At 75.9% G+C, this 21,591-nt stretch carries 17 protein-coding genes and 1 riboswitch; of the genes, 14 read left to right on the top strand and 3 right to left on the bottom strand.

The annotated features are described in order from the left end of the window. Positions 1 to 3: 3 nt before the first annotated feature. Positions 4 to 161: riboswitch (cyclic di-AMP (ydaO/yuaA leader) on the bottom strand. A gap of 392 nt (positions 162 to 553) precedes the next feature. Both IHE55_RS00960 and IHE55_RS00955 read left to right on the top strand, forming a co-directional pair. Then, entirely contained in the window at positions 554 to 1,387 is an 834-nt protein-coding gene (locus tag IHE55_RS00960) for an FAD binding domain-containing protein (protein WP_197987266.1), read from the top strand. Further along, complete coding sequence (locus tag IHE55_RS00955; RefSeq protein ID WP_197987265.1) at positions 1,384 to 4,059, top strand: molybdopterin-dependent oxidoreductase; 2,676 nt, start codon at positions 1,384 to 1,386, stop codon at positions 4,057 to 4,059. Before IHE55_RS00960 ends, IHE55_RS00955 begins: the two co-directional genes overlap by 4 nt. 436 nt (positions 4,060 to 4,495) lie before the next feature. Here IHE55_RS00955 and IHE55_RS00950 read toward each other — a convergent pair whose 3' ends face one another. Continuing rightward, positions 4,496 to 5,368 (bottom strand): NAD-dependent epimerase/dehydratase family protein, encoded by an 873-nt coding sequence (locus IHE55_RS00950; protein WP_197987264.1) that lies wholly within the window; start codon positions 5,366 to 5,368, stop codon positions 4,496 to 4,498. Positions 5,369 to 5,748: 380 nt separating this feature from the next. On the opposite strand from IHE55_RS00950, the gene IHE55_RS00945 reads away from it, so the two are divergent. The 8 genes from IHE55_RS00945 to IHE55_RS00915 all read left to right on the top strand — a co-directional run bounded on the left by IHE55_RS00945 (position 5,749) and on the right by IHE55_RS00915 (position 13,833). After that, positions 5,749 to 6,618 carry a PhzF family phenazine biosynthesis protein gene (locus tag IHE55_RS00945; RefSeq protein WP_197987263.1) on the top strand — a complete coding sequence of 290 codons (870 nt, stop codon included), beginning with the start codon at positions 5,749 to 5,751 and terminating at the stop codon, positions 6,616 to 6,618. Positions 6,619 to 6,875: 257 nt separating this feature from the next. Beyond that, complete coding sequence (locus IHE55_RS32490; protein WP_197987262.1) at positions 6,876 to 8,033, top strand: aKG-HExxH-type peptide beta-hydroxylase; 1,158 nt, start codon at positions 6,876 to 6,878, stop codon at positions 8,031 to 8,033. Continuing rightward, entirely contained in the window at positions 8,026 to 8,307 is a 282-nt protein-coding gene (locus tag IHE55_RS00935; RefSeq protein ID WP_197987261.1) for a hypothetical protein, read from the top strand. The genes IHE55_RS32490 and IHE55_RS00935 overlap by 8 nt, the downstream gene beginning before the upstream one ends. Positions 8,308 to 8,694: 387 nt before the next feature. After that, entirely contained in the window at positions 8,695 to 8,811 is a 117-nt protein-coding gene (locus IHE55_RS33505; protein WP_494518356.1) for an LWPPW motif RiPP peptide, read from the top strand. Between the two features lie 155 nt (positions 8,812 to 8,966). Continuing rightward, positions 8,967 to 10,550 carry an FAD-dependent monooxygenase gene (locus IHE55_RS00930; protein WP_197987260.1) on the top strand — a complete coding sequence of 528 codons (1,584 nt, stop codon included), beginning with the start codon at positions 8,967 to 8,969 and terminating at the stop codon, positions 10,548 to 10,550. Between the two features lie 322 nt (positions 10,551 to 10,872). Next, positions 10,873 to 11,637 carry a (Fe-S)-binding protein gene (locus IHE55_RS00925; protein WP_197987259.1) on the top strand — a complete coding sequence of 255 codons (765 nt, stop codon included), beginning with the start codon at positions 10,873 to 10,875 and terminating at the stop codon, positions 11,635 to 11,637. After that, complete coding sequence (locus IHE55_RS00920) at positions 11,634 to 13,115, top strand: lactate utilization protein B (RefSeq protein WP_197987258.1); 1,482 nt, start codon at positions 11,634 to 11,636, stop codon at positions 13,113 to 13,115. The genes IHE55_RS00925 and IHE55_RS00920 overlap by 4 nt, the downstream gene beginning before the upstream one ends. Before the next feature lie 64 nt (positions 13,116 to 13,179). After that, positions 13,180 to 13,833, top strand: coding sequence for a LutC/YkgG family protein (locus tag IHE55_RS00915; protein WP_307826434.1), 654 nt, complete (start codon positions 13,180 to 13,182; stop codon positions 13,831 to 13,833). Between the two features lie 15 nt (positions 13,834 to 13,848). Here the strand turns inward: IHE55_RS00915 and IHE55_RS00910 are convergent, their stop codons facing one another. Together IHE55_RS00910 and IHE55_RS00905 are read right to left on the bottom strand one after the other, a co-directional pair. After that, a complete protein-coding gene (locus IHE55_RS00910; RefSeq protein ID WP_197987256.1) occupies positions 13,849 to 14,847 on the bottom strand; it encodes an ATP-grasp domain-containing protein in 999 nt (332 codons plus the stop codon). A 61-nt stretch (positions 14,848 to 14,908) separates the two neighbouring features. After that, positions 14,909 to 15,139, bottom strand: coding sequence for a hypothetical protein (locus IHE55_RS00905; protein ID WP_197987255.1), 231 nt, complete (start codon positions 15,137 to 15,139; stop codon positions 14,909 to 14,911). A 384-nt stretch (positions 15,140 to 15,523) separates the two neighbouring features. Between IHE55_RS00905 and IHE55_RS00900 the strand changes: the two genes are divergently transcribed. The 4 genes from IHE55_RS00900 to IHE55_RS00885 all read left to right on the top strand — a co-directional run bounded on the left by IHE55_RS00900 (position 15,524) and on the right by IHE55_RS00885 (position 21,495). Then, positions 15,524 to 17,866, top strand: a complete 2,343-nt coding sequence (locus tag IHE55_RS00900) for an ATP-binding cassette domain-containing protein (protein WP_197987254.1) — start codon at positions 15,524 to 15,526, stop codon at positions 17,864 to 17,866. Positions 17,867 to 18,233: 367 nt separating this feature from the next. Continuing rightward, positions 18,234 to 18,683, top strand: a complete 450-nt coding sequence (locus IHE55_RS00895; RefSeq protein ID WP_197987253.1) for a GNAT family N-acetyltransferase — start codon at positions 18,234 to 18,236, stop codon at positions 18,681 to 18,683. A 522-nt stretch (positions 18,684 to 19,205) separates the two neighbouring features. Continuing rightward, positions 19,206 to 20,405 (top strand): alpha/beta hydrolase family protein, encoded by a 1,200-nt coding sequence (locus IHE55_RS00890; RefSeq protein WP_197987252.1) that lies wholly within the window; start codon positions 19,206 to 19,208, stop codon positions 20,403 to 20,405. A gap of 427 nt (positions 20,406 to 20,832) precedes the next feature. Further along, complete coding sequence (locus tag IHE55_RS00885) at positions 20,833 to 21,495, top strand: acetoacetate decarboxylase family protein (protein ID WP_197987251.1); 663 nt, start codon at positions 20,833 to 20,835, stop codon at positions 21,493 to 21,495. Positions 21,496 to 21,591: the final 96 nt, after the last annotated feature.

Below are 21,591 nucleotides of genomic sequence, written 5' to 3'. Positions count from 1 at the left end.
GTGATGCCCTTCGTCATACGCCTGCGAAAGATGACCTGTCGGGTTCGGGCAGGCGAAGTTGCCCGGCCACTGCTGTGGCTTCACCCCAAGGACCACCGCCTTCGTGGTCCGTCGTGCTCGGGTCTCCCGCTCCTGCCGGCTCACTGTGGTGTGCGGTCATCCGGGGCGTCGGCAGGACTCGGCGTACGCCCGGACGGCTCCGCCTCGGTGACGGAGCATTTGTTCCGGAGAGAGATCTTGCGTCATCAAAGGCGATCCCGCAGCGCGGAAATGGCTTTCTGTGAACTTATTCACTCCGGCCCTTTCGGTGAATCCACGCCCGGCCGCCGTGCGGTCCCGGGCGTCAAATCCGCGTGTTTTCCCGGGACTTGGCGGCGCGCGAGCCAGGATGTCGGCCCCCGCTGGAGCAGGAATCGACACCCGCTCGACCGGTGCCGAATCCGCCTACGCCGACACGGTGGATCACCCGGACGCCGCGTGACCCCCGGCCCCGGCGCGGTGTTGATCAGGGGGCCCGGCGGGCGTGAGGCGAGGAGCGAGACGTGGACGCGGTGTGGATCTGAACACGGTGCGGGAGGTGGTGGACGCCCGCACCCAGGCCCCGTGGCGGACGGGTGACGCCTGGCTGGCCGGCGGCACCCACCTGTACGCCGAGCCCCGGCCGCAGCTGCGCCGCCTGCGCGACCTGGGCACCCTGGACTGGGCCCCGCTCACCGTCACCCCACGCGGCCTGGAGATCGCCGCCACCTGCACCATCGCCCAGCTGCTCGCCTTCGCCACGGCGGACGGGCCGTGGCCGCACGCCCGGGCGCTGGCCGCCCGGTGCTGCCACGCCTTCTCCTCCTCGTTCAAGGTGTGGAACACCGCCACCGTCGGGGGCAACCTGTGCCTGGCGCTCCCGGCCGGCCCCATGATCTCCCTCGCCGCCGCGCTGGACGGGGTCTGCCTGCTGCACGGCACGGACGGCACACAGCGGCGGCTTCCGGTGACCGCGTTCGTCACCGGCCCCGGCGTCACCGCCCTGCGCCCCGGCGAACTGCTCAGGTCGGTCACCCTGCCCGCCGGCCCGCTCACCGCCCGCACGGCGTACCGCCGGGCCGCGTTGCGTCCCTACGGCCGGTCCGCCGCGCTGGTGACCGGCACCCACCACCCCCGCTCCGGCGGACTCACCGTCAACCTCAGCGCGGCCACCCCCCGGCCGGTCCGGCTCGTCTTCACCCGGCCGCCCGGCGAGCGCCCGCTGCGGACCGCCGTCCGCGGCGCGCTGGACCGGACCGGGGTGGTCGACGACGTCCACGGCGCCCCCGACTGGCGCCGCCACCTCACCACCGCACTGGCCGAGGAGATCCGCCGTGAACTCCTCACCGACGGGCGGGACGGCCGGTGACCTTCCACGTCCGGGTCAACGGGCGGGAGACCACCCGGCCGCCCGCCCCCGGCCAGTGCCTGCGCACCTACCTGCGCGACCACGGCTGGTTCGGGGTGAAGAAGGGCTGCGACACCGGCGACTGCGGCGCCTGCACCGTCCACGTGGACGGCACCCCCGTCCACAGCTGCCTCTACCCCGCCTTCCGCGCCGCCGGACGGTCCGTCACCACCGTCGAGGGGCTCGCCGACGGGGACCGCCTGCACCCCGCCCAGCTCGGCTTCCTGACCGCCCGCGGCTTCCAGTGCGGCTTCTGCACCCCCGGCATGATCATGACGGCCGCGGCTCTCACCCCCGAAGACCTCGCCGCACTGCCCGAGGCGCTCAAGGGCAACCTGTGCCGCTGCACCGGCTACCGGGCCGTCGCGGAGGCCGTGCGCGACGGAGCCCGGAGCCCGGACCCGTCCGCCGCCCGCCCCTCCCCGGCCGACCGGGAGGTGGTCACCGGGACCGCCCGGTTCACCCTCGACGTCCACCACCCCGGCCTGCTCCACCTCAAACTGGTCCGCTCCCCGCACCGGCACGCGCGCGTCCTGCGCGTCGACACCACCGCCGCCCGCGCGGTCCCCGGGGTGCGCGCGGTGCTCACCCACCTCGACGCGCCCGCCGCCCGCTTCTCCACCGGGCGCCACGAACACGAGGACGACGACCCGGCCGACACCCGGGTGCTGGACGACGTGGTGCGCCACGTGGGGCAGCGGGTGGCCGCCGTCGTCGCGGACAGCGAGGCCGCCGCCGAGGAGGGCTGCCGGCGAGTACGGGTGGAGTACCAGGTGCTGCCCGCCGTGGCCGACCCCGAACAGGCCCTGCTGCCCGGCGCGGTGCCCGTCCACCCGGGCGGCAACACCGTCGCCGAGGTGCACACCACCCGCGGCGATCCGGACCGCGGCTTCGCCGAGGCGGACACCGTCCACGAGGAGACCTACCGCACCCCCCGGGTCCAGCACACCGCCCTGGAGACACACGCGGCGACCGCCTGGCTCGCCCCCGACGGCCGGCTCACCGTCCGCTCCGGCACCCAGACGCCCCACCTCACCCGCCGGCTCCTGTGCACCCTCTTCGGCCTGCCGCCCGAGCGGGTACGGGTGACCGGCGGACGGATCGGCGGCGCCTTCGGCGGCAAACAGGAGATGCTCGTCGAGGACGTGGTCGCCCTCGCCGCCCTGCGCACCGGACGCCCGGTGCGCCTGGAGTACACCCGCACCGAGCAGCTCACCGCCACCACCACCCGTCACCCGTTCACCGTCCGGGTCCGGGCCGGGGCCCGCCGCGACGGCACGCTGACCGCGCTGCGGCTGCGCGTGGTCTCCGACACCGGGGCGTACGGCAACCACGGTCCCGCCGTGCTCCAGGCGGCCTGCCGCGGACCGGTGGGCCTCTACCGGTGCCCCAACGTCCAGGTCGACGGCTACGCCGCCTACACCCACACCGTGCCCGCTGGCGCCTACCGCGGCTACGGTCTGGGCCAGGTCGTCTTCGCGCTGGAGTCGGCGCTGGACGAACTCGCCCACCGGCTGGGCATCGACCCGGTGGTGATGCGCGAGCGGAACTACGTCCGCCCCGGCGAACCGGTCGGCGGCCCCGGGCCGTCCGGGGTGGCGCCGGTGGCCGACGAGGGCCTGACCCGGTGCCTGGCGAAGGTGGCCGAGCGCCGCCGTGCCCGCCGGGCGGCCGCCGCGCCCGCCCCGGCCCCGCACTGGCTGGTCGGCGACGGCATGGCGGTCTCGATGTGCGCGTCGGCGGCACCGGACGGGCACCTGTCCCGGGCCCGGGTCGCCCTCGCCGCCGACGGCCGGTACGACCTCGCCGTGGGCCCCCCGGAGTTCGGCAGCGGCTCCACCGAGGCCCACCGGCAGATCGCCGCCGCCACGCTGGCCGCCGACCCCGCCGCGGTACGCCTCCACCAGGGCGACACCGACCTGCTCGACCACGACACCGGCGGATTCGCGTCCACCGGCACCGCGGTGACCGGGCAGGCGGTCCGCCGCGCCTGCCGCGCCCTGCGCGATGTGCTGGTGGCGGTGGCGGCGGACCTCACCGGTGCCGACCCCGACCGCTGTCGGCTCGACGGGAACGCGGTGCACGGGCCCGGCGGCCGGGTCCCGCTGCGCCGGCTCCACCGCGCCGTGCGGGACACCGGGCGGGAGCCGGCCGCGCTCGGGCACGCCGAACCGGTCTCCGGCACGGCGGCGTACGCCGTCCAGTGGTTCCGCGTGGCGGTCGATCCGCGCACCGGCGCGCTGGCCGTGCTGGACAGCGTGCACGTCGCCGACGCCGGTGCCGTGCTCGACGCCGGCCGGGTCCGCGGCCAGATCGAGGGCGGACTCGCCCAGGGCCTGGGGATCGCCCTGCTGGAGGAGCTGCGGGTCGATGAGCACGGCCGCGTCACCACCCCGGACCTGCGCAACTACCCGATTCCCGGGCTCGCCGACGTGCCCCCGACCGAGATCCACCTGGTCCCCACCCACGACCCGGACGGGGCGTTCGGCGCCAAGCCGATGAGCGAGACCCCGCTCAATCCGATCGCCCCCGCCCTGGCGAACGCGGTACGGGACGCCACCGGCGTCCGGTTCACCACCCTGCCGCTGCGGGCGGACGTGGTGTGGCTGGCCCTGCACCGGCGGGCCCGGTGAGACGGGGCCGCTGCGGCCGGTGAGGCGGAGGCCGTCGACGGGCCGGCGGGTGAAGGCGGAGGCCGCCGAGGGTCCGGCCGGTGGTCAGGTGGGCCTACGGCGGCCGGTGGGCCCCGGTGACGCCGCGGCGGCCCGCGGGACGGTGAGGCTGCGGCGGCCCGCGGGGTGCCTTCCGGCCGCCTTGGTGCCGTACCGCGCGGCTGCCTACCCGCCGCTCGATGCCGTAGGCCCGGCCGCGCGCCGTTCCTCCGCGGCCGGTACGGCCGCGGTCCATCCCGGGCACCGTCCGTTCCGGCCACGGCCGTTCGTCCGGGGGCCGGTACGCCGGGGCGTGCCGGGTCACGGGCACGTGGCACTGGTCGGCGCCCCGGCGGGCCCGCGTCCCACCGGGGCGGCGACCCTGTGGCGGCGTGTGCCGTCCGGTCCGGTGCCGGCGTCAGTCCCGCTGGTCGAAGAAGCCGGTCCGCCAGCTCGGCCGGGCCGGTCGCCATCCCCGGGAGCGGGCCAGGGTGTTGGTTGCGCCGCGCTCCCACTCCTGGCCCGCCCCGCCCGGCGCGGGGGCCGGTGCGCCCAGCGCCCGGGCCAGGACCGGCAGCCATACGGCGGCCGGGGCCGGCTCGTCGTCCACGATGTTGACCGGGCCGCCCGGCCAGTCCAGTGCCGCGACGGCCGCCCGCGCCGCGTCGGCGACGTGCAGGAACGAACTCACACCGGTGGTCGCCTCGACCGAGCCCAGGAAGCGCGCCCCCGGGTCGCCGGCCAGGGCGGCGGCCACCGGCCCGCCCGGCGCGTACCAGGTGCCGGGCCCGTAGAGGATGCCGTGGCGCAGCACCACCGCCGTCTCCAGTTCGGCCGCGGTCTCCTCCAGCGTCCGTACGGCGGCCACCATCCGGGCCCGGGGCTGCCCCTCGGTGGGGTCGAGCGGCACCGACTCGTCCGCCGGGCCGTCCCCCGGCGCGTACGCCCAGCAGATCGACTGCGCGACGATACGCCGCACCCCCGCCTCCCGGGCCGCGTCCACCAGGTTCCGGGTGCCCTCCCGGCGGAGCCGGCCGTTCGCCGCGCCGTCGGCCTCCGCCAGGTCGGTCAGCTGGTGGATCACCACGTCCGGGGCCGCCTCGGCCACCGCGCGCCGCAGACCCGGCGCGTCCAGCGCGTCGGCCCGGACGGCGTCCGCGCCCAGGGCCCGAACCCGCGCCACCCCGGCCGGGGTGCGGGAGACGCCGGTGACCCGGTGGCCCGCGGCGAGCAGCAGCGGGACGAGCTGACGGCCGACAACGCCGGTGGCTCCGGCGAGGAAGACGCGCATGGCGGAATCCGTTCCATGGTTCGACGGGGAGAGCCGGCCGCGGAGGAGACCGGACCGGCCCAGACTAAACCGGAGCGTGGCCTTCCGGTTGGGCCACTTGGCGGGCGTCGGCGTGGGCGACTTTCCGCCACGCTGCTCCGCCGGCCCGGCGTGTCCGTGTGAGCTCGTCCTGGCGGCCTGTCCGGCCGGGTGGCCCGCCGGTCGCGGCGGGCCGGCGACCGCTCCGTCCGGCGGAGGCGGGGGCGTCGTCCGGTGGCGGAACCCCGACTGAGACCGGCCGGTATGCTCCGCGACGCGCTCGGCCGGCCGATGCGGCCAGGTCCGGCGAGCGGCGGACGCCTGCCGCGGCTGCCAGTTCATTGAACATTGAAGGAGGGTCCATGTCTTGGCCGGATGTCACGGTGGTTGACGCCTGCGTGCGGCGCGACCGCCGGGGCGGTAGCCCCACGTCCGTCATCGACGACGACCCGGCGGCGACGGATGCGAACAGACGTGCGGTCGCTGCTGGGGCCGGCACCTCGCACACGGCGTTCCTCGGCCGGGGGCCGACGCCGGACGGCGGCTGGCCGGTCCGGTTCTTCACCGCCACCGCCGAACTGTCCGGCTGCGGCCACGGCACCGTTGCCGCGCAGGCCGTCCGGTTGGCCCGCACCGCGCTGGGCGAGCTGCGCGACCGCCAGCACACCGGCGGGCGCACGTTCGACACCGTCGCGATCCGCCGCCCCGCCGGAATCGAGGTGTGGTTCGACCAGGGCCTCGTCGCACTGCGTCACCCGGCACCGGAGGAGCGCGCCGCGATCGCCGCCGCGCTCGGGCTCACCGCGGACGATCCGCATCCGACCGACGCGCCACGGATCGCCGCGCCCGGCGCACCACGCATGCTGGTACCGGTCCGCGACCGGTCGGCGCTGCTCCGGGTCCGCCCACATCTCGGCGGGCTGACGGCGGCGTGCCGGCGGTACGGGCTGCTCGGCTGTTTCGTGTACGTGCCACCGGCGCGCGACCGACCGGGCGCGGCGCGGATGTTCGCGCCGGCGATCGGTGTCGACGAGGACGTCGCCAACGCCAACAGCACCGGCTGCCTGGCCGCCCACCTGCTCGACACGACAGGGGCGCGGACGGTCACGATCGAGGTGGAGCAGGGCGACGCCCTCGATCGACCGGCCAGCGTGCTCGCATCGGCCCGACGTGGGCCGGCGGGCATCACGACCCGGGTCGGCGGGCTGGCGGTGGTCCGCGACGGACGTTGAGGAGACGACGTCCGCGTCTCGCCCGGCAGTCCGCCGACCCGTCCGGCCCTGGCCCCCCGGTGACCCGTGTCGGCGGGGTCCGCGCCCGGCCCGGTCGGGCACGACCGCGCCCGCCCGGGGCGCGTCCACCGCGGTGACCACAGAAGAAACATTTCTCCACTACCTCACCGGCTGCCTCGTGCACCCATCTTGACGTGTCATGTGCACCACCGGTTTGATCAGTGTTCGTCGGCCGAGCCTTTCACCGAGGAGGTTCCGTGTCCGTCCGTGACGATGACCTCGTCCCCGTCGAACGTGCGCTTGCTTCACACCCCGAGTTCAGCGACGCTCCCACCATCACCCTCAAGGCCGCCGAGTTCTACCGGTTCGCGGTGGACCTGCTGAGCGAGCGGTCCGCCACGGTGGCCGGGCTCGCGGACGCGATCCGCGACGAGACCGGGGAGATCCCGGTGGCGGTCACCGAGGACCCGCTGGTGCGGGTGGTGCTCGACGAGGCCGTCTCCCGGCTGGAGCAGGGCTTCCTCGACGAGTCCGCGTGGACCGAGGTGGTCACCCTGCTCCGGCTGGTCGCCGAGGCGCTCGACGCCCACGGCGCCAGCGCCGCCCCCACCGGAGCCGGCATCTCCAAGGGCCGCACCGTCCGGGTGGCGCCCGGCCGGGACGCCTGGCTGTGCGGCACCGGTGCCGGGAGCACCGCCGCGCTGGACCGCACCTTCCTCGGCACCTTCGAACGCGACTTCCTGCGCGGGGTCCCGGGCGACCTCCTGGAGCCGACCGACGAACACGCCCGCCGGCTCGACGAGGGCTTCGCCGCCCTCAACGCCCTCCTGCCCGAACTGGGCGCGAGCGTCGGGGCGCACTACGTCGGGGTGGGCATGGTGGACGTCCGCACCGAGGGGGAGACCTTCCTCGCCGGGAACGTGGGCCGCATCCCCGCCGTGGTGTTCTTCTCGCCCAACCGCACGGCCCGCCCGTGGCGGCTCGCGGAGACCGCCCTCCACGAGGGCCTGCACCTGAAGCTCTTCGACATCCAGCGGTCCGCGAGCCTGTTCACCGCGCCCGAGCGGCTCGCCGACGGGCCGAAGATCAAGGTGCCGTGGCTGAAATGGGCCTCCATGGTGGCGCCCAACGCCTGGGCACTGGACCGCGCCCTGGGCGCCTTCCACGTCTACGCCCACCTCGTCCTCTTCCGCGCCGCGCTGCGCACCCGTCTCACCCCCGACCTCCGCGAGCGCTTCGGGGACCCGGAGCCCTCCGACCCGCCGTCGCTGTACCGCTTCGGTACCGAGCGCGCCCGTTACCTCGGCGAGGAGATCCTCGCCCGGGGCGGTGACGAACTCACGGCTCACGGCAGGGAGTTCGTCAGCTGGCTGCTGGCGACCGTCGACGCGGTGAAGGAGCCCACCGGTGTCTGAGATCCGCTACTCCAAGGCCCCGGACCTGCGCACCCGCCCGGTGGAGGCGGCCGGCGCGCTGATGGTCTTCACCCCGCGGCAGCCGAAGGTCCACTGGCTCAATCTGGCCGGCTGGTATCTGTACGAACTCAGCGACGATGCGCCCGCGGAGCGGATCGCCGCCGAGTACGCCGACGCGGTGGCCGGGCAGGTGCCCCGCGAGGAGGCCCTGGAGCAGGCCCGCGACTGCCTGGCGGACCTGGTCCGGCGGGGCATCCTCACCACCACCGGCTGACCGCCCGGGCACGCTCCGTCCGCGGGCCGCCGCCCGCGCCGGTCCCGCGCCGTATCGGCCACCCGGCCGGGCGGACGGCACCCCGGCCCGGAGGACGGGGCACCCGGTCCGCGCCGACCGCCCGGCAACCCCCCGGCGCCGCGCCGACCGCCCCCCGACCCTCCGATCGCCCGGGGACCCGCCCGGTGCCCCGCGCGCCGTCCCGTCCGTCGTCCCCGTCCACCGACCACGCCACCGGCCCACCGCCGGACGCCCCGTCACCGGCCGGGCCTCCGGCACGCGGCGCCACCGCCCCGCCGGCCGGTGCGGCGCGGTCCGCACGGCCCAGATGTCCTCCGGCCGACCGGCCGGAGGAAAGCCCCTGTACCGCGGAAGGAGGTGAATCCGATGACCGAGCAGCTGAAGAAGAGGCTGGCCAAGGCGGAGAACGTCACCCCGCCGAAGGCGGCCGCCCCGTCCCGGGACCAGCGTCTGTGGCCCCCGTGGTACATGCAGAAGCACTGAGCGTCCGGTGTGCCGGTCCGCCGCGTGACGGGCCGGCACACCGCCGCCGGGCACCCGCCGCCGAGGAAACCCGCGGGCGGGCACCCCGCCACCGAACCCCCGGGCACCCCGCCACCGAACCCCCGGACACCCGCCGCCGGAAGGAGAGACGAGCGATGAGGCACGTCCCCGTGCTGGTGGTGGGCGGCTCCCTCACCGGGCTGTCGGCCGCCGTCTTCCTCGCCATGCACCGGGTGCCCGTCCTGGTCGTCGAGCGCCGCGCGGACGTCCTCGCCCACCCGCGGCTGCGCGGCCTGCTGCCCCGGGCCATGGAGCTGTACCGCCAGGCAGGACTCGAACCGGCCATCACCGAGGTGTGTCCCCCCGGCGCCCCCGCACACCGACTGGTCTCCGTCCACGCGGAGACGCTCGCCGGCCCGCACCGGCTCCTGGCGGAGCCCACGGACGACGACGCGGGCGACGGCGACGGAACGCCGGAGCGGCCCTCACCGTGCGACTTCGTCCCCATCGGCCAGCACGACCTGGAGGCCCTGCTCGTCGCCCACCTGCGGCGGAGCGGCACCGAGCTGTGCTTCGGCACCGAACTGGTCCACCTGGAGCAGGACGCCGACGGGGTCACCGCACGGCTGCGCGGACCCGGCGGCACGGCGGAGACGGTACGGGCCCGCTACCTGGTGGCGGCCGACGGAGCGTCCAGCGGGACACGCCGGCAGCTGGGCATCGGCAGCACCGGCCCCGGCACCCTCTTCCGCATGGCCACCCTGCACCTGCGGGCCGACCTCGGCGCAGCGCTGCGCGGCCGGCCGGTCGGCATGGCCTACCTCGACCGGCCCGCGCCGGGGACCACCCTCGGACCGCTCGACGGCAGCGGCCGCCGATGGTTCTTCGCCACCTCGGTACCGCCCGGTGACCGACCGGCCGACCCGGTCGGGTGGGTACGGGCCGCGACCGGACTGCCCGGACTCGACGTCGAACTGCTCGAACAGGTCCCCGGGGCCGATCCGGTGTCCACCTTCCCCGTGGGCGCGCGCGTCGCCGACCGCTACGCCGAGGGGCGGGTGTTCCTCGCCGGGGACGCCGCGCACCTGATGCCGCCGACCGGCAGCCTGGGCGGACTGACCGGCGTGGAGGACGCGCACAACCTGGCGTGGAAACTGGCCTGGGTGCTCAACGGCACGGCCGGCCCGGCGCTGCTGTCCACCTATCAGAGCGAGCGGCGCCCGGTCGCGGAACGGAACATGCGCCAGGCGTACGCCCGGGGACGCGCCCGCTGGCGCCTGCCCGGGAGCGGCGGGGCCGGTGAACCGATCCTGCCCGGCGACACCCTCATGTACGGCGTCCGGTACGTCTCCGCCGCGGTGCCCGGCTCGGCACCCGGCGCGTCACCGCTGGTCCGGCGGCCCCGCGGCACCCCCGGCACCCGGGCGCCCCACCTGTACGTGTCGCAGGACGCCGACGCCGCCGTGTCCACCCTCGATCTGTACGGCACGTGCCTGGTGGCGCTCGTCGGCCCGGACGGCGACCCGTGGGCGGAGGCCGCCCACCGCGCCGCGCGGAACCTGTCCGTTCCGCTGGAGGTGTACCACCTGGACGAGGACCTCGCCGCCCCGCACGGCCTCGGCGCCCGGGGTGCGCTGCTGGTGCGCCCCGACGGCCATGTGGCCTGGCGGACCCGCGGCGCGGCGGCCGACCCGGACCGGGAGTTCACCCGTGCGGTACGGGCCGTCCTGGCCCGCTGAGCCCCCGGCCGCACCACCCGGAGCCGTGGCGTGCGCCCCGGCGCGGGCACCCGACGGCACGTCAGGCCCACGTGCCTGAGCCGCCCCCCGGGAACACCCCGCCGGGCCCGGTGCCGGCACCGCCCCACCGCCGCGCCACCGCCGCCACCCCCGCCCCCGCCCCGCTCCGGCCGTCCGGGACCCGGTCCCAGCTCCACCGTCTCCCGGCTGACGTGCCGTAAGGTGGTCCGGCCACCCGCCATCCCGCCGCCTCGACGGGGCGGGGCCGGCCCCGCCGCCGGCCCGGCCCCGCCGCGGGGCACACCCTTCCGTGGAGGACCCGGTGCGCGTAGCCCTCTTCGTCACCTGTGTGAACGACACCCTCTACCCGGACACCGGTCGTGCCGTCGTGACCCTGCTGCGGCGGCTGGGGGTGGAGGTGGACTTCCCCGCCGCACAGACCTGCTGCGGCCAGCCCCAGTTCAACACCGGCTACCGGCGCCAGGCGGAGCCGCTGATGCGCCGCTACGCGCGGGCCTTCGCCGGTTACGACCACATCGTCACCCCCTCCGGCTCCTGCGCGGCGATGGTCCGCGACAACTACCCGCGGATGGGCCGCAGGGCGCGCGCCGAGGGCCGCGGGGGGCACCTCGCCGAGCTGGCCGAGGAGGTCGTGCCCCGCACCTGGGAGCTGACCGAGTTCCTGGTGGACGTGCTGGGGGTCACCGACGTGGGGGCGTACTTCCCGTACCCGGTCACCTACCACCCCACCTGCCACGGGTTGCGGCTGCTCCGGCTCGGCGACCGCCCCCAGCGGCTGCTGTCCCAGGTCCGGGGCCTGGAACTGGTGCCGCTGACCGGCGCCGAGGAGTGCTGCGGGTTCGGCGGCACGTTCGCGGTGAAGAACCCGGCGGTCTCCTCCGCCATGGGCGACGACAAGGCGGGGCACATCCGGCGGACCGGCGCCCCGGTGGTGTGCGCGGTGGACAATTCCTGCCTGATGCACATCGGCGGCATCCTCGGACGCCAGGGCGCCGGCACCCGCCCCGTCCACCTCGCCGAGATCCTCGCGGCGACCGAGGAGCAGCCGTACGGGGGGCCGCGATGAGCGGCCGCACCCACCTGGGCATGCCGTCCTTCCCGGACGCCTCCCGGACCTCCACCCGGAACACCACGCTGCGCGCCAACCTCGGCCACGCCACGCGGACCATCCGCGGCAAGCGGGACCGCGCGGTGGCCGAACTGGCGGACTGGGACCGGCTGCGCGCCGCCGGGGCCGCCGTCAAGGACCGCACCCTGCGCCACCTCGACCACTACCTGGAACAGCTGGAGGAGCGGGTGACCGCGGCCGGGGGCCGGGTGCACTGGGCGCCGGACGCCGCCGCCGCGCGACGCATCGTCACCGACCTGGTCCGGGCCACCGGCGAACGGGAGGTGCTCAAGGTCAAGTCGATGGCCACCCAGGAGATCGGCCTCAACACCGCCCTCCGGCAGGCCGGCATCGCCGCCTACGAGACCGACCTGGCCGAACTCATCGTGCAGCTCGGCGACGACCTGCCCAGCCACATCCTGGTCCCGGCCATCCACCGCAACCGGGCGGAGATCCGCGAGATCTTCACCACCCGGATGGGCGACTGGGGGCGCCCGGCCCCCGAGGGCCTGGGCGACGACCCGGCCGAACTGGCCGAGGCGGCCCGCCGCCACCTGCGGGAGAAGTTCCTGCGCGCCAGGGTCGCCGTCTCCGGCGCCAATTTCATGGTCGCCGAGACCGGCACCCTGGTGGTGGTGGAGTCCGAGGGCAACGGACGGATGTGCCTGACCCTCCCGGAGACCCTGATCTCCGTGGTCGGCATCGAGAAGGTGGTGCCCACCTGGCAGGACCTGGAGATCTACCTCCAGTTGCTGCCCCGCTCCTCCACCGCCGAGCGGATGAACCCCTACACCTCCACCTGGACCGGCACCACCGACGGTGACGGGCCCCGGGAGTTCCACCTGGTGCTGCTCGACAACGGCCGCACCGACACGCTCGCCGACACCGTGGGCCGGCAGGTGCTGCGCTGCATCCGCTGCTCCGCCTGCCTGAACGTGTGCCCGGTCTACGAGCGGGCCGGCGGCCACGCCTACGGTTCGCCCTACCCCGGCCCCATCGGCGCCGTCCTCACCCCCCAGTTGCGCGGCACCGGGACCGCGCTGGACGCCTCCCTGCCCTTCGCCTCCTCGCTCTGCGGCGCCTGCTACGACGTCTGCCCGGTGGCCATCGACATCCCGGAGGTCCTGGTCCACCTGCGGGAGCGTGTGGTGGAGGGCGGCCCGGCCACGGTGCGCGGCACCCGGACCACCATCCGCCCGGCCGCCGGGCACGCCGCCGAACGCGCCGCGATGCGGGCCGCGACCTGGCTGCTGGACCACCCCGGGGCGCTCCGCTCCGGCCAGCGGCTCGCCGCGCGCACCCGGCGCCTCCACCCCCGCCGCCTGCCCGGCCCGGGCGCCGCCTGGACCGCCACCCGGGACCTGCCCCGCGTCCCCGCCGAATCGTTCCGCGACTGGTGGCGCCGGAACCGGCCGGAGGAGGGAACCGACCGATGAACGCCCGTGAGGGGAGCCGATGAACGCCCGTGGGGTGAGCGATGAACGGTCGTGGGGTGAGCCGGTGAGCGCCCGTGAGGAGATCCTGGGCCGGGTCCGCCGCGCGCTGGCCGACGTACCCGCGGCCGAGAAGCCGGGGGACGTACCGGTCGTCCGCGACTACCTGCGGGTCCACGACGAACTCACCCCCGGCCAGGCGGCCCGGCTGCTGGCGGAGAACCTCGCGGAGTACCGGGCGGTGGTGCACCGGACGGACACCGCCGGCATCCCCGGGCGGGTCGCCGCCTCCCTCGCCGCCCGCGGCAGCCGCCGGGTGGTGGTGCCCGCGGGGCTGCCGGAGGAGTGGCTGTCGGCCGCCGGCCCCGAGGTGGAGCGGGTGCCCGACGCCCCGGACCTCGGGCCGCGCGAGCTGGACGCGGTGGACACCGTGGTCACCGGCTGCGCGGTCGCCGTCGCCGAGACCGGCACCCTCGTGCTGGACGCCGGGCCGGCGCAGGGCAGCCGCCGGATCACCCTGGTGCCGGACCATCACATCTGTGTGGTGCGGGCGCCCGACCAGGTGGTCTGCTCGGTCGGCCAGGCGCTGGAGCGGCTGGACCCGGCCCGCCCGCTCACCTGGATCTCGGGACCGTCCGCGACCAGTGACATCGAGCTGAGCCGGGTGGAGGGCGTGCACGGGCCTCGGCTGCTGGAGGTGGTCCTCGCCACGGACCGGTAGCCGGCCGGCGCGGTCTCAGGCCTCCCGCCACCGCCGGACCGCGTTCCGCACCAGGCGGAACAGCTCCTCGCCCAGGTCCCGGCCGGCCCACGTGAACAGGTCCGGGTACAGGCCGGGGAAGGTGTTCTCGTCCACCACGACGGGCGAGCCCCGGTGCAGGATCATGTCGAAGCCGACGATGGGCGACCCCAGCGCCCGCTGGGCCCGCCGGGCCTGCTCCAGGTGGCCGGGGGAGAGCTCCGCCGGCTCCACATGGCCGCCGATGCCCTCGGCGTCGAAGACCTTCCACGCCCCCGCGCGCCCCAGCGGCACCCGGGCCGCCTCCTGCTTGCGGTAGCCGTACATCAGCTCACCGTTGATCATGACGGCGCTCACCCAGTCGGCCGGGTCGTTGGGGTAGAAGCGCTCCAGCAGGAAGGCCTGCCGGGCCGCGCAGGGCGAGCTGCGGGTGAGGAAGCCGAGCACGTCGCGCACCTCGGCGAAGTCCTCCACCAGCAGGACCCCGTGCCCGAACGACCCCCACCGCGGTTTCAGCAGCGCCCGCCCCCAGGCGTCCAGCACCGGGGCGACCAGATCCAGGTTCCGGTGGTCGACGAGCACGGTCTGCGGCACCCGCACCCCCGCGCGGGCCAGGGTGCGATGGGCCCAGAACTTGTCCAGGCCCTGCTCGAACCGCCACGGGTCGGGCACGACGAGCACCTCGGAACCGAGCGTCTTGAGCACCTCCAGGTGGTAGCCGCCCAGCACCCGCTCCATCTCGGCGTACCACACGTACACGTCCAGATCGCCGGCGCACCGCCCGTCGCAGTACACCCGGCCGTCCAGGACGTAGGAGCGGCGCAGGTCGAGGTCGTGGACCACCTCGATGTCCGGCGACCGTTCGTCCAGCAGCCGGCGCAGGCGCGCCCAGGCGTCCGCCGGGATCTTCCCGTGGTCGAGGGAGGCCGCGGGGCGGGCGGGCTGCCCGTCGGGACGCGGCGGCATGAAAACCCCGACCGCCGGCTTCTCGCGCACAGCCCGCCCAACCTCCTTCCGGGTGCCGGCGACGGACCGCCGGCACGACGCAGCGGACCGTTCAGCGGCCGGTCAGGCCACCGATCGCCAGCTCCGTCCGGTCGATCAGGGACTGCAGCCCCACGGACTCCAGCAGGGTGGGCGGCTGGGCGGAGGTGCGCTGGGCGCTCTGCGTGTTCTCACCGGCCCCGCCGGAGCCGGCCGGGACGTCGGCGGCGGACGCGGCGACGGCACCGCCGAGCACGACGGCGGCGGTCAGGGCGGTGGTGGCCACGGCTGATCTGATACGCACGGGAATTCTCCTCGTTCGGTGATGTGGTGTCGGATCGACGGCACAGGGATAACCCCCGGCGCGGGACCGCAACCGGGGCTTCGCCCCGCTGGGTCAGGCACGTCACCCGCAGGGACGAGGAACGTCCGGCCGGTCGCCGCACACCGTCCGGGGCCGGGGCCCGGTGGGCGGGCGGGGCCCCCGTGTGCCCGCCGCGGGCGGTACCGACACCGTGTCAGGTCGCTTGTCCAGCGGGGAGCATCGGGGAGCGGCGGGGCGGTCCGGACACCCGGTACCGGACCGGGCACGACCACGGCCACGCCACGAGCACCACTGTGCGGGCGCTATGCTGACGGAGTAACTGAGTACGGTGTATGCAGAAAGTATCCCGGCAGGGGGAACAGCATGAACAGCACGCCAACCACCCGTCCGCACCACGGCGCCGACGCTCCGGACACCGGCCCCGGGGGATCCGCCGCGGACCGCCCGGCCGCGGACTCCCACAGCGTGATCCAGGTCCGTGGCGCCCGGGAGAACAACCTGGCGAACGTCTCCCTGGATCTGCCCAAACGCCGGCTCACGGTGTTCACCGGGGTCTCCGGCTCCGGCAAGTCGTCCCTGGTGTTCGGCACCATCGCCGCGGAGTCCCAGCGGCTGATCAACGAGACCTACACCGCGTTCATCCAGTCCTTCATGCCGAGCCTGGGCCGGCCGGACGTGGACGCCCTGCACAACCTGAGCGCCGCGATCGTGGTGGACCAGGAGCGGATGGGCGCCAACTCGCGGTCCACCGTGGGCACCGCCACCGACGCCTCCACCATGCTGCGGATCGTCTTCAGCCGGCTGGGCACCCCGCACATCGGCACCTCCAGCGCCTTCAGTTTCAACAGCGCCGAGGGCATGTGCCCGGCCTGCGAGGGACTGGGGCAGATATCGAAGATCGACATCGATCAGCTGGTCGACCGTGAACGCTCGCTGCGCGAGGGGGCGATCACCGCCCCCAACTTCGCCGTGGACTCCTGGTACTGGCAGGTGATGGCCGGCTCCGGCTTCTACGACCCGGACAAGAAGCTCAAGGACTTCACCGAGCAGGAGTGGCAGGACTTCCTCCACAAGCCCGCCACCAAGGTGCGGACCGGCAGCCTCAACACCACCTACGAGGGGCTGATCACCAAGATCCAGCGGCTCTACCTGGCCAAGGACCCCGAGTCGCTCCAGCCCCACCTGCGGGCCTTCGTGGAACGGGCCGTGGTCTTCACCGACTGCCCCGACTGCGGCGGCACCCGGCTCAGCCCCGCCGCGCTGTCCTCGACGGTCAACGGCCTCAACATCGCCCAGTGCTCCGCGATGCAGATCAGCGACCTGGCCCGGTTCCTGCGCACCGTCGAGGACCCGTCCGTGGCCCCGCTGCTGGCCAACCTGCGCGCCCTGCTGGACTCCCTGGTCGAGATCGGCCTGGGGTACCTGAGCCTGGACCGCGGTTCCGGCACGCTGTCCGGCGGCGAGGCCCAGCGGGTGAAGATGGTCCGGCACCTGGGCTCCTCGCTCACCGACGTCACCTACGTCTTCGACGAGCCCACCACCGGCCTGCACCCGCACGACATCCGGCGGATGAACGACCTGCTGCTGCGGCTGCGGGACAAGGGCAACACGGTGCTCGTGGTCGAGCACAAGCCCGAGGTGATCGAGATCGCCGACCACGTGGTCGACCTCGGCCCCGGCGCCGGCACCGCGGGCGGCCGGATCTGCTACGCCGGGGACGTGGCCGGGCTGCGCGCCTCGGGCACGCTGACCGGACGCCACCTGGAGCACCGGGCCCGGCTGCGCGAGACGGTCCGCACCCCGCGCGGGACGCTGCCGGTGCGCGGCGCCGACCGGCACAACCTGCGCCGGGTGGACGTGGACATCCCGCTCGGGGTGCTGACCGCCGTCACCGGCGTCGCCGGCTCGGGCAAGAGCACCCTGATCCACGGTTACGTCGCCGGGCGGGACGGGGTGGTGGTCGCCGACCAGTCGCCGATCCGCGGCTCCCGGCGCTCCAACCCGGCCACGTACACCGGGCTGCTGAACGTGATACGCACCCAGTTCGCCAAGGCCAACGGTGTCCGGCCGGCCCTGTTCAGCGCCAACTCCGAGGGCGCCTGCCCGCGGTGCAACGGTATCGGGCTGGTCTACACCGACCTGGCGATGATGGCCGGGGTGGCGTCGGTGTGCGAGGAGTGCGAGGGCCGGCGGTTCACCGCCGAGGTCCTCCGCCACACCCTGCGCGGCAGGAACATCAGCGAGGTGCTTGCGATGCCGGTGGCGGAGGCGCACGACTTCTTCCCCGACGGCCAGGCGCACGCCATCCTCGGCCGGCTGAACGATGTGGGGCTGGGCTACCTGCGGCTCGGGCAGCCGCTGAACACCCTCTCCGGAGGGGAGCGGCAGCGGCTGAAGCTCGCCATCCACATGGCCGAGAAGGCCGCAATCTACGTCCTGGACGAACCCACCACCGGGCTGCACATGGCCGACGTGGACCAGCTGCTGGCCCTGCTGGACCGTCTCGTGGACGACGGCAACACGGTGATCGCCATCGAACACCACCTGGCGGTGATGGCGCACGCCGACTGGATCGTGGACCTCGGTCCCGGGGCCGGGCACGACGGCGGCCAGGTCGTGTACACCGGCACCCCGGCCGACCTCGTCGCCCACGGCGACACCCTCACCGCCCGGCACCTGCGGGAGTACGTGGGCGCCGACGGCTGACCGCCGGGCGGCGCGCCCCGCCCGTGGCGGCCGGGCCCCGCGGTCGTACCGCCCCGCGGCCGTCCGGTCCGGGGGCCGGTTGCTGAGGCCGGACCCGGGGCCGGTTCGGGGGCCGTGCTCGCGGAACCGGCCGGCCGAGCGGCGCGGCCCGGCGGGGGCGGGGGCGCCGGGGGCCGGCACCGGCGGGGGCGCGGGCGCTGTCCGGCGGGGTGGGGGGCGCCGGGGCCGGTGGGGCAGGGTCGGTGGCGGCCACACCACCGGCCCCGGAACGACGGCCGCCGGTACGATGTCGGACGGTCCCGCCGGTACCCGGCAGTGTCCCCGGGCGGCCCGCAGCCACCCCCGCCGGGCTGGCACAATGCGAACCATGACAACCGACGCAGGACCTGGTCCGACCCTGACCACCGGCGAAGTCGACAGCGAGCTCCACGACCGGTTGACCGAGGAACTCGGCGCGTTCCACGTGGCCCCCACCGGCGAGTCCCGCAGAGGGGCTCTGGCGGTCAAGGTCACCGATGGCACGGGCGCGCTGATCGGCGGACTGGCCGGGTGGACCTGGGGGAGGCTGTGCGAGATAGAGCTGTTGTGGGTGCGTGAGGACAGCCGTGAGGACGGCTGGGAGAACAAGATCCTGCGCGCCGCCGAGGAGGAGGCCCGCCGCCGCGGCTGCGAGCGGGTGACGGTCTCCTCCTTCGTCCACCAGACGCCCGCCTTCTACCGGCGGCACGGCTACGCGGCCTCGGCCCGCGTACCGGGTCCGCGCGGTGCGGCCGGGGACGGCACGCTGGTCAAGTCGCTGACCGAACAGGGCCTCTAGAGCTGTTCGGCGGGCCTCCGGGCGGCACGGCCGGTCGGCCGTGCCGCCCGGAGCGCTGCCCGGTGCGGCGTCCGGGTGCCGTCCGGCCGTGGCGCCCGTGGTGGGCGCGTGGACGCACGGGCCGGTACGGCCGGTGGCCCGGGGGCGGTGGGCCGGAGACTGACGGGTCGGCCGCCCGCGCGGTGGCCCGTGACGGCGTCCCGCCGCGCCGGACGGACGGAGTCCGCCAGCGCCGCACCCGGACCCCGGCCGGCGGCACGACGGCGCACGCCGGCGTGTGCGCCGAGCCCTGCCCGTCCCTGTCCGCCGGACCCGTCACCGCAGGACCGGGTCACGGACCCCACCGCCCAACCACCGCGGCCGCGGCCCCGCTTGCCGTGCGCCGGGGACCACGGCCGTGCGGGAGCCGGGGAGGCGGTGGAGGTGCTACCGGGGTCGTAGGCGCCGAGTAGCACGGGCGGGCCGGCGGACCCGACCACGGCGTGACGCGCCCGCGCCGGGGCGGACCCTAGCGTCATGGGCATGAACAGACGTCTTCGCGTCGCCGCCCAGAGCCTGGTGTGCGCCGCCCTCTCCCTGACGGCCCTCACCGCCGGTACGGCGGCAGCCGCGCCGCCGCCGTCCGCCGCGTCCGCCGACCCCGCCCCCGGTACGCGCTCCGAACGTCCGCGGCTGCCCGCGACCACCGGCCCGTACGCGGTCGGCCGTGACACCCTGCACCTGGTCGACGGGTCCCGCACGGACCCGTGGGTGCCCGAAGCCGGCGCCCGCGAGCTGATGGTGACGGTGTACTACCCGGCGCGGCGGGGGACCGGCGGGCCCGCCCGGTACGCCACCACCGAGGAGGCCCGGCTCCTGCTGCGGAACCTGGGGCTGGAAGGGGTGGTCCGGCCGGAGACCGTGAGCGGCACCGTCACCCGCAGCCGTACCGGCGCCCGGCCGCTCCCCGGCAGCCACCCGCTGGTGCTGCTCTCCCCGGGCCTCAGCGCGGGGCGCTACTCGCTCACCTCGCTCGCCGAGGACCTCGCCTCCCGCGGTTACCTGGTGGCCGCGGTGGACCACGCCTACGAGTCCTTCGGGACCTCCTTCCCCGGCGGGCGGGTGCTGACCTGCGTCGCCTGCGAGCAGGCGGAGACCGGGGAGGACCTGCGCAGGGCCACCGAGGGGCGCGCCCGGGACCTGACGTTCGTCCTGGACCAGCTCACCGGGGGGCGCCCGGACCTGCCGTACGCCCGGCTGATCGACCGTGCCCGGATCGGTGTGGCCGGCCACTCGCTGGGCGGTGCCACGTCGATTCCCGCGATGGCCGCCGACGGCCGCTTCCGGGCCGGCCTCAACATGGACGGAGCCTTCCACGCCCCGGTGCCGCCCGGCGGGCTCGGCGGCCGCCCGGTGCTGATGCTGGGCACGGACGACGAGGTCCACCGCCCCGGCGGCCGGGACGCCACCTGGGACGCGACCTGGCGCGGGCTCGACGGGTGGAAGCGCTGGCTCACCGTGGCCGGTGCCGACCACAACAGCTTCACCGACCACCCGGTCCTCGCCCCGTACCTCGCCACGCCCGCGGCCCGGGCAGGCACCGCGCCGGCCGGCGAACAGCTGGTGGCCACCACCCGCGGCGTGGTCGCCGCCCACTTCGACCGGCACCTCAACGGCATCCCGCAGGCGGTGCTGGACGGACCGGTCCCCGACCAGCCGCTGGTGCGGTACCACCGGCCCTGACCGCACTGGTCGGCGTACGGAGGCGGGCGTACGGAGGCGTACGGCGCGCCGGCCCGCCGCCGGGCCCCGCACACCCGTGCCGGGCCCGGCGGCGCGACCGCGACCCCGACCGCCGCTGCGGCGGTGGCCGGTGCCGGGCCGGGGGAGCGGCCACGGCCGCCCCGCGGCCGACGCCGGAACCGCGGCCGACGCCGGACCGTGACCGCGCACCGCTCGCCGCCGCTCGGCGCCGGTGGCGTGGCACGCGCTCGGTGCCGGTGACGGGGGGCACGGCGCGCGGGGCCGGGGACGCGGGGACGGCCCGGCACCGCCGGGGTGCGCCGCCCGTGCGCCCCGGCGGTACCGGCCGGCCGCCGTACGCCGGGCGTATCCTGACCGAGGGCCACCGGCCGGGCCCGCCCCGCGCCCGCGAGACGCCGGAGGTGCCGTGACCGACTACCCCGCCGAACCCTGGCGGTTGTGCGGCGACATGTACCTGGCCGTGTGGCCGGTGCCGGTCCGCCGGCTGCCGGCCGACCGGCTGCCCCCGGGCGTACGCCCGCTGACGGTCGCCGGCCGGGGCGTCGTGGTCACCTTCTGGGTGGACTACCGGCCCGGGGGCGTACTGGCCTACCGCGAGCTCCTGGTCGCCGTGGCGGTCCGGCACGGCCGCCGGATCGCCTGCACGGCGGTGTCCGTGTGGGTCGACGACGAGCGGTCCATGGCGGGCGGCCGGGAGCTGTGGGGCATCCCCAAGGACCTCGGCACCTTCACCTTCGACGTCACCGCCCCGGCCGGCGGCCGGCGACGTTCGCGTGGCGGCACGGTCCGCACCCGGCTGCGCACCGGGGACGCGGACGGGCCGGCCGTGGCCACGGGCACCTTCCGGGACCTGCTGCGCCTGCCGGGCCGCTGGCCGGTGCGCTCCCACCTCGTCCAGCGACGTTCCGACGGCCGGGTGTGCGAGGTGCCGCTGCGGCTGACCGGCACCGTCTCACCGGGCCGCGCCCGGCTGTCGGTGCCGCCGACCGGCCCGCTCGCCCACCTGCACGGCCGCCGCCCGCTGCTCGCCCTGGCGCTGCGTGACTTCCGGTTCACCGTCGGCCGGTGAGCACACCGCGCCGGCGAGCGCACCTGCCCGCTGGGTGGGGGCGGCCGTGGTTGCCCGGCCGACGGGCGCCCGGCCCGCCGGACACGCCCGGTCGGT

The sequence above is a fragment of the Streptomyces pactum genome (assembly GCF_016031615.1).
Classification (GTDB): Bacteria; Actinomycetota; Actinomycetes; order Streptomycetales; family Streptomycetaceae; genus Streptomyces; species Streptomyces pactus.
This window is presented reverse-complemented; position numbering and strand designations above follow the sequence as displayed.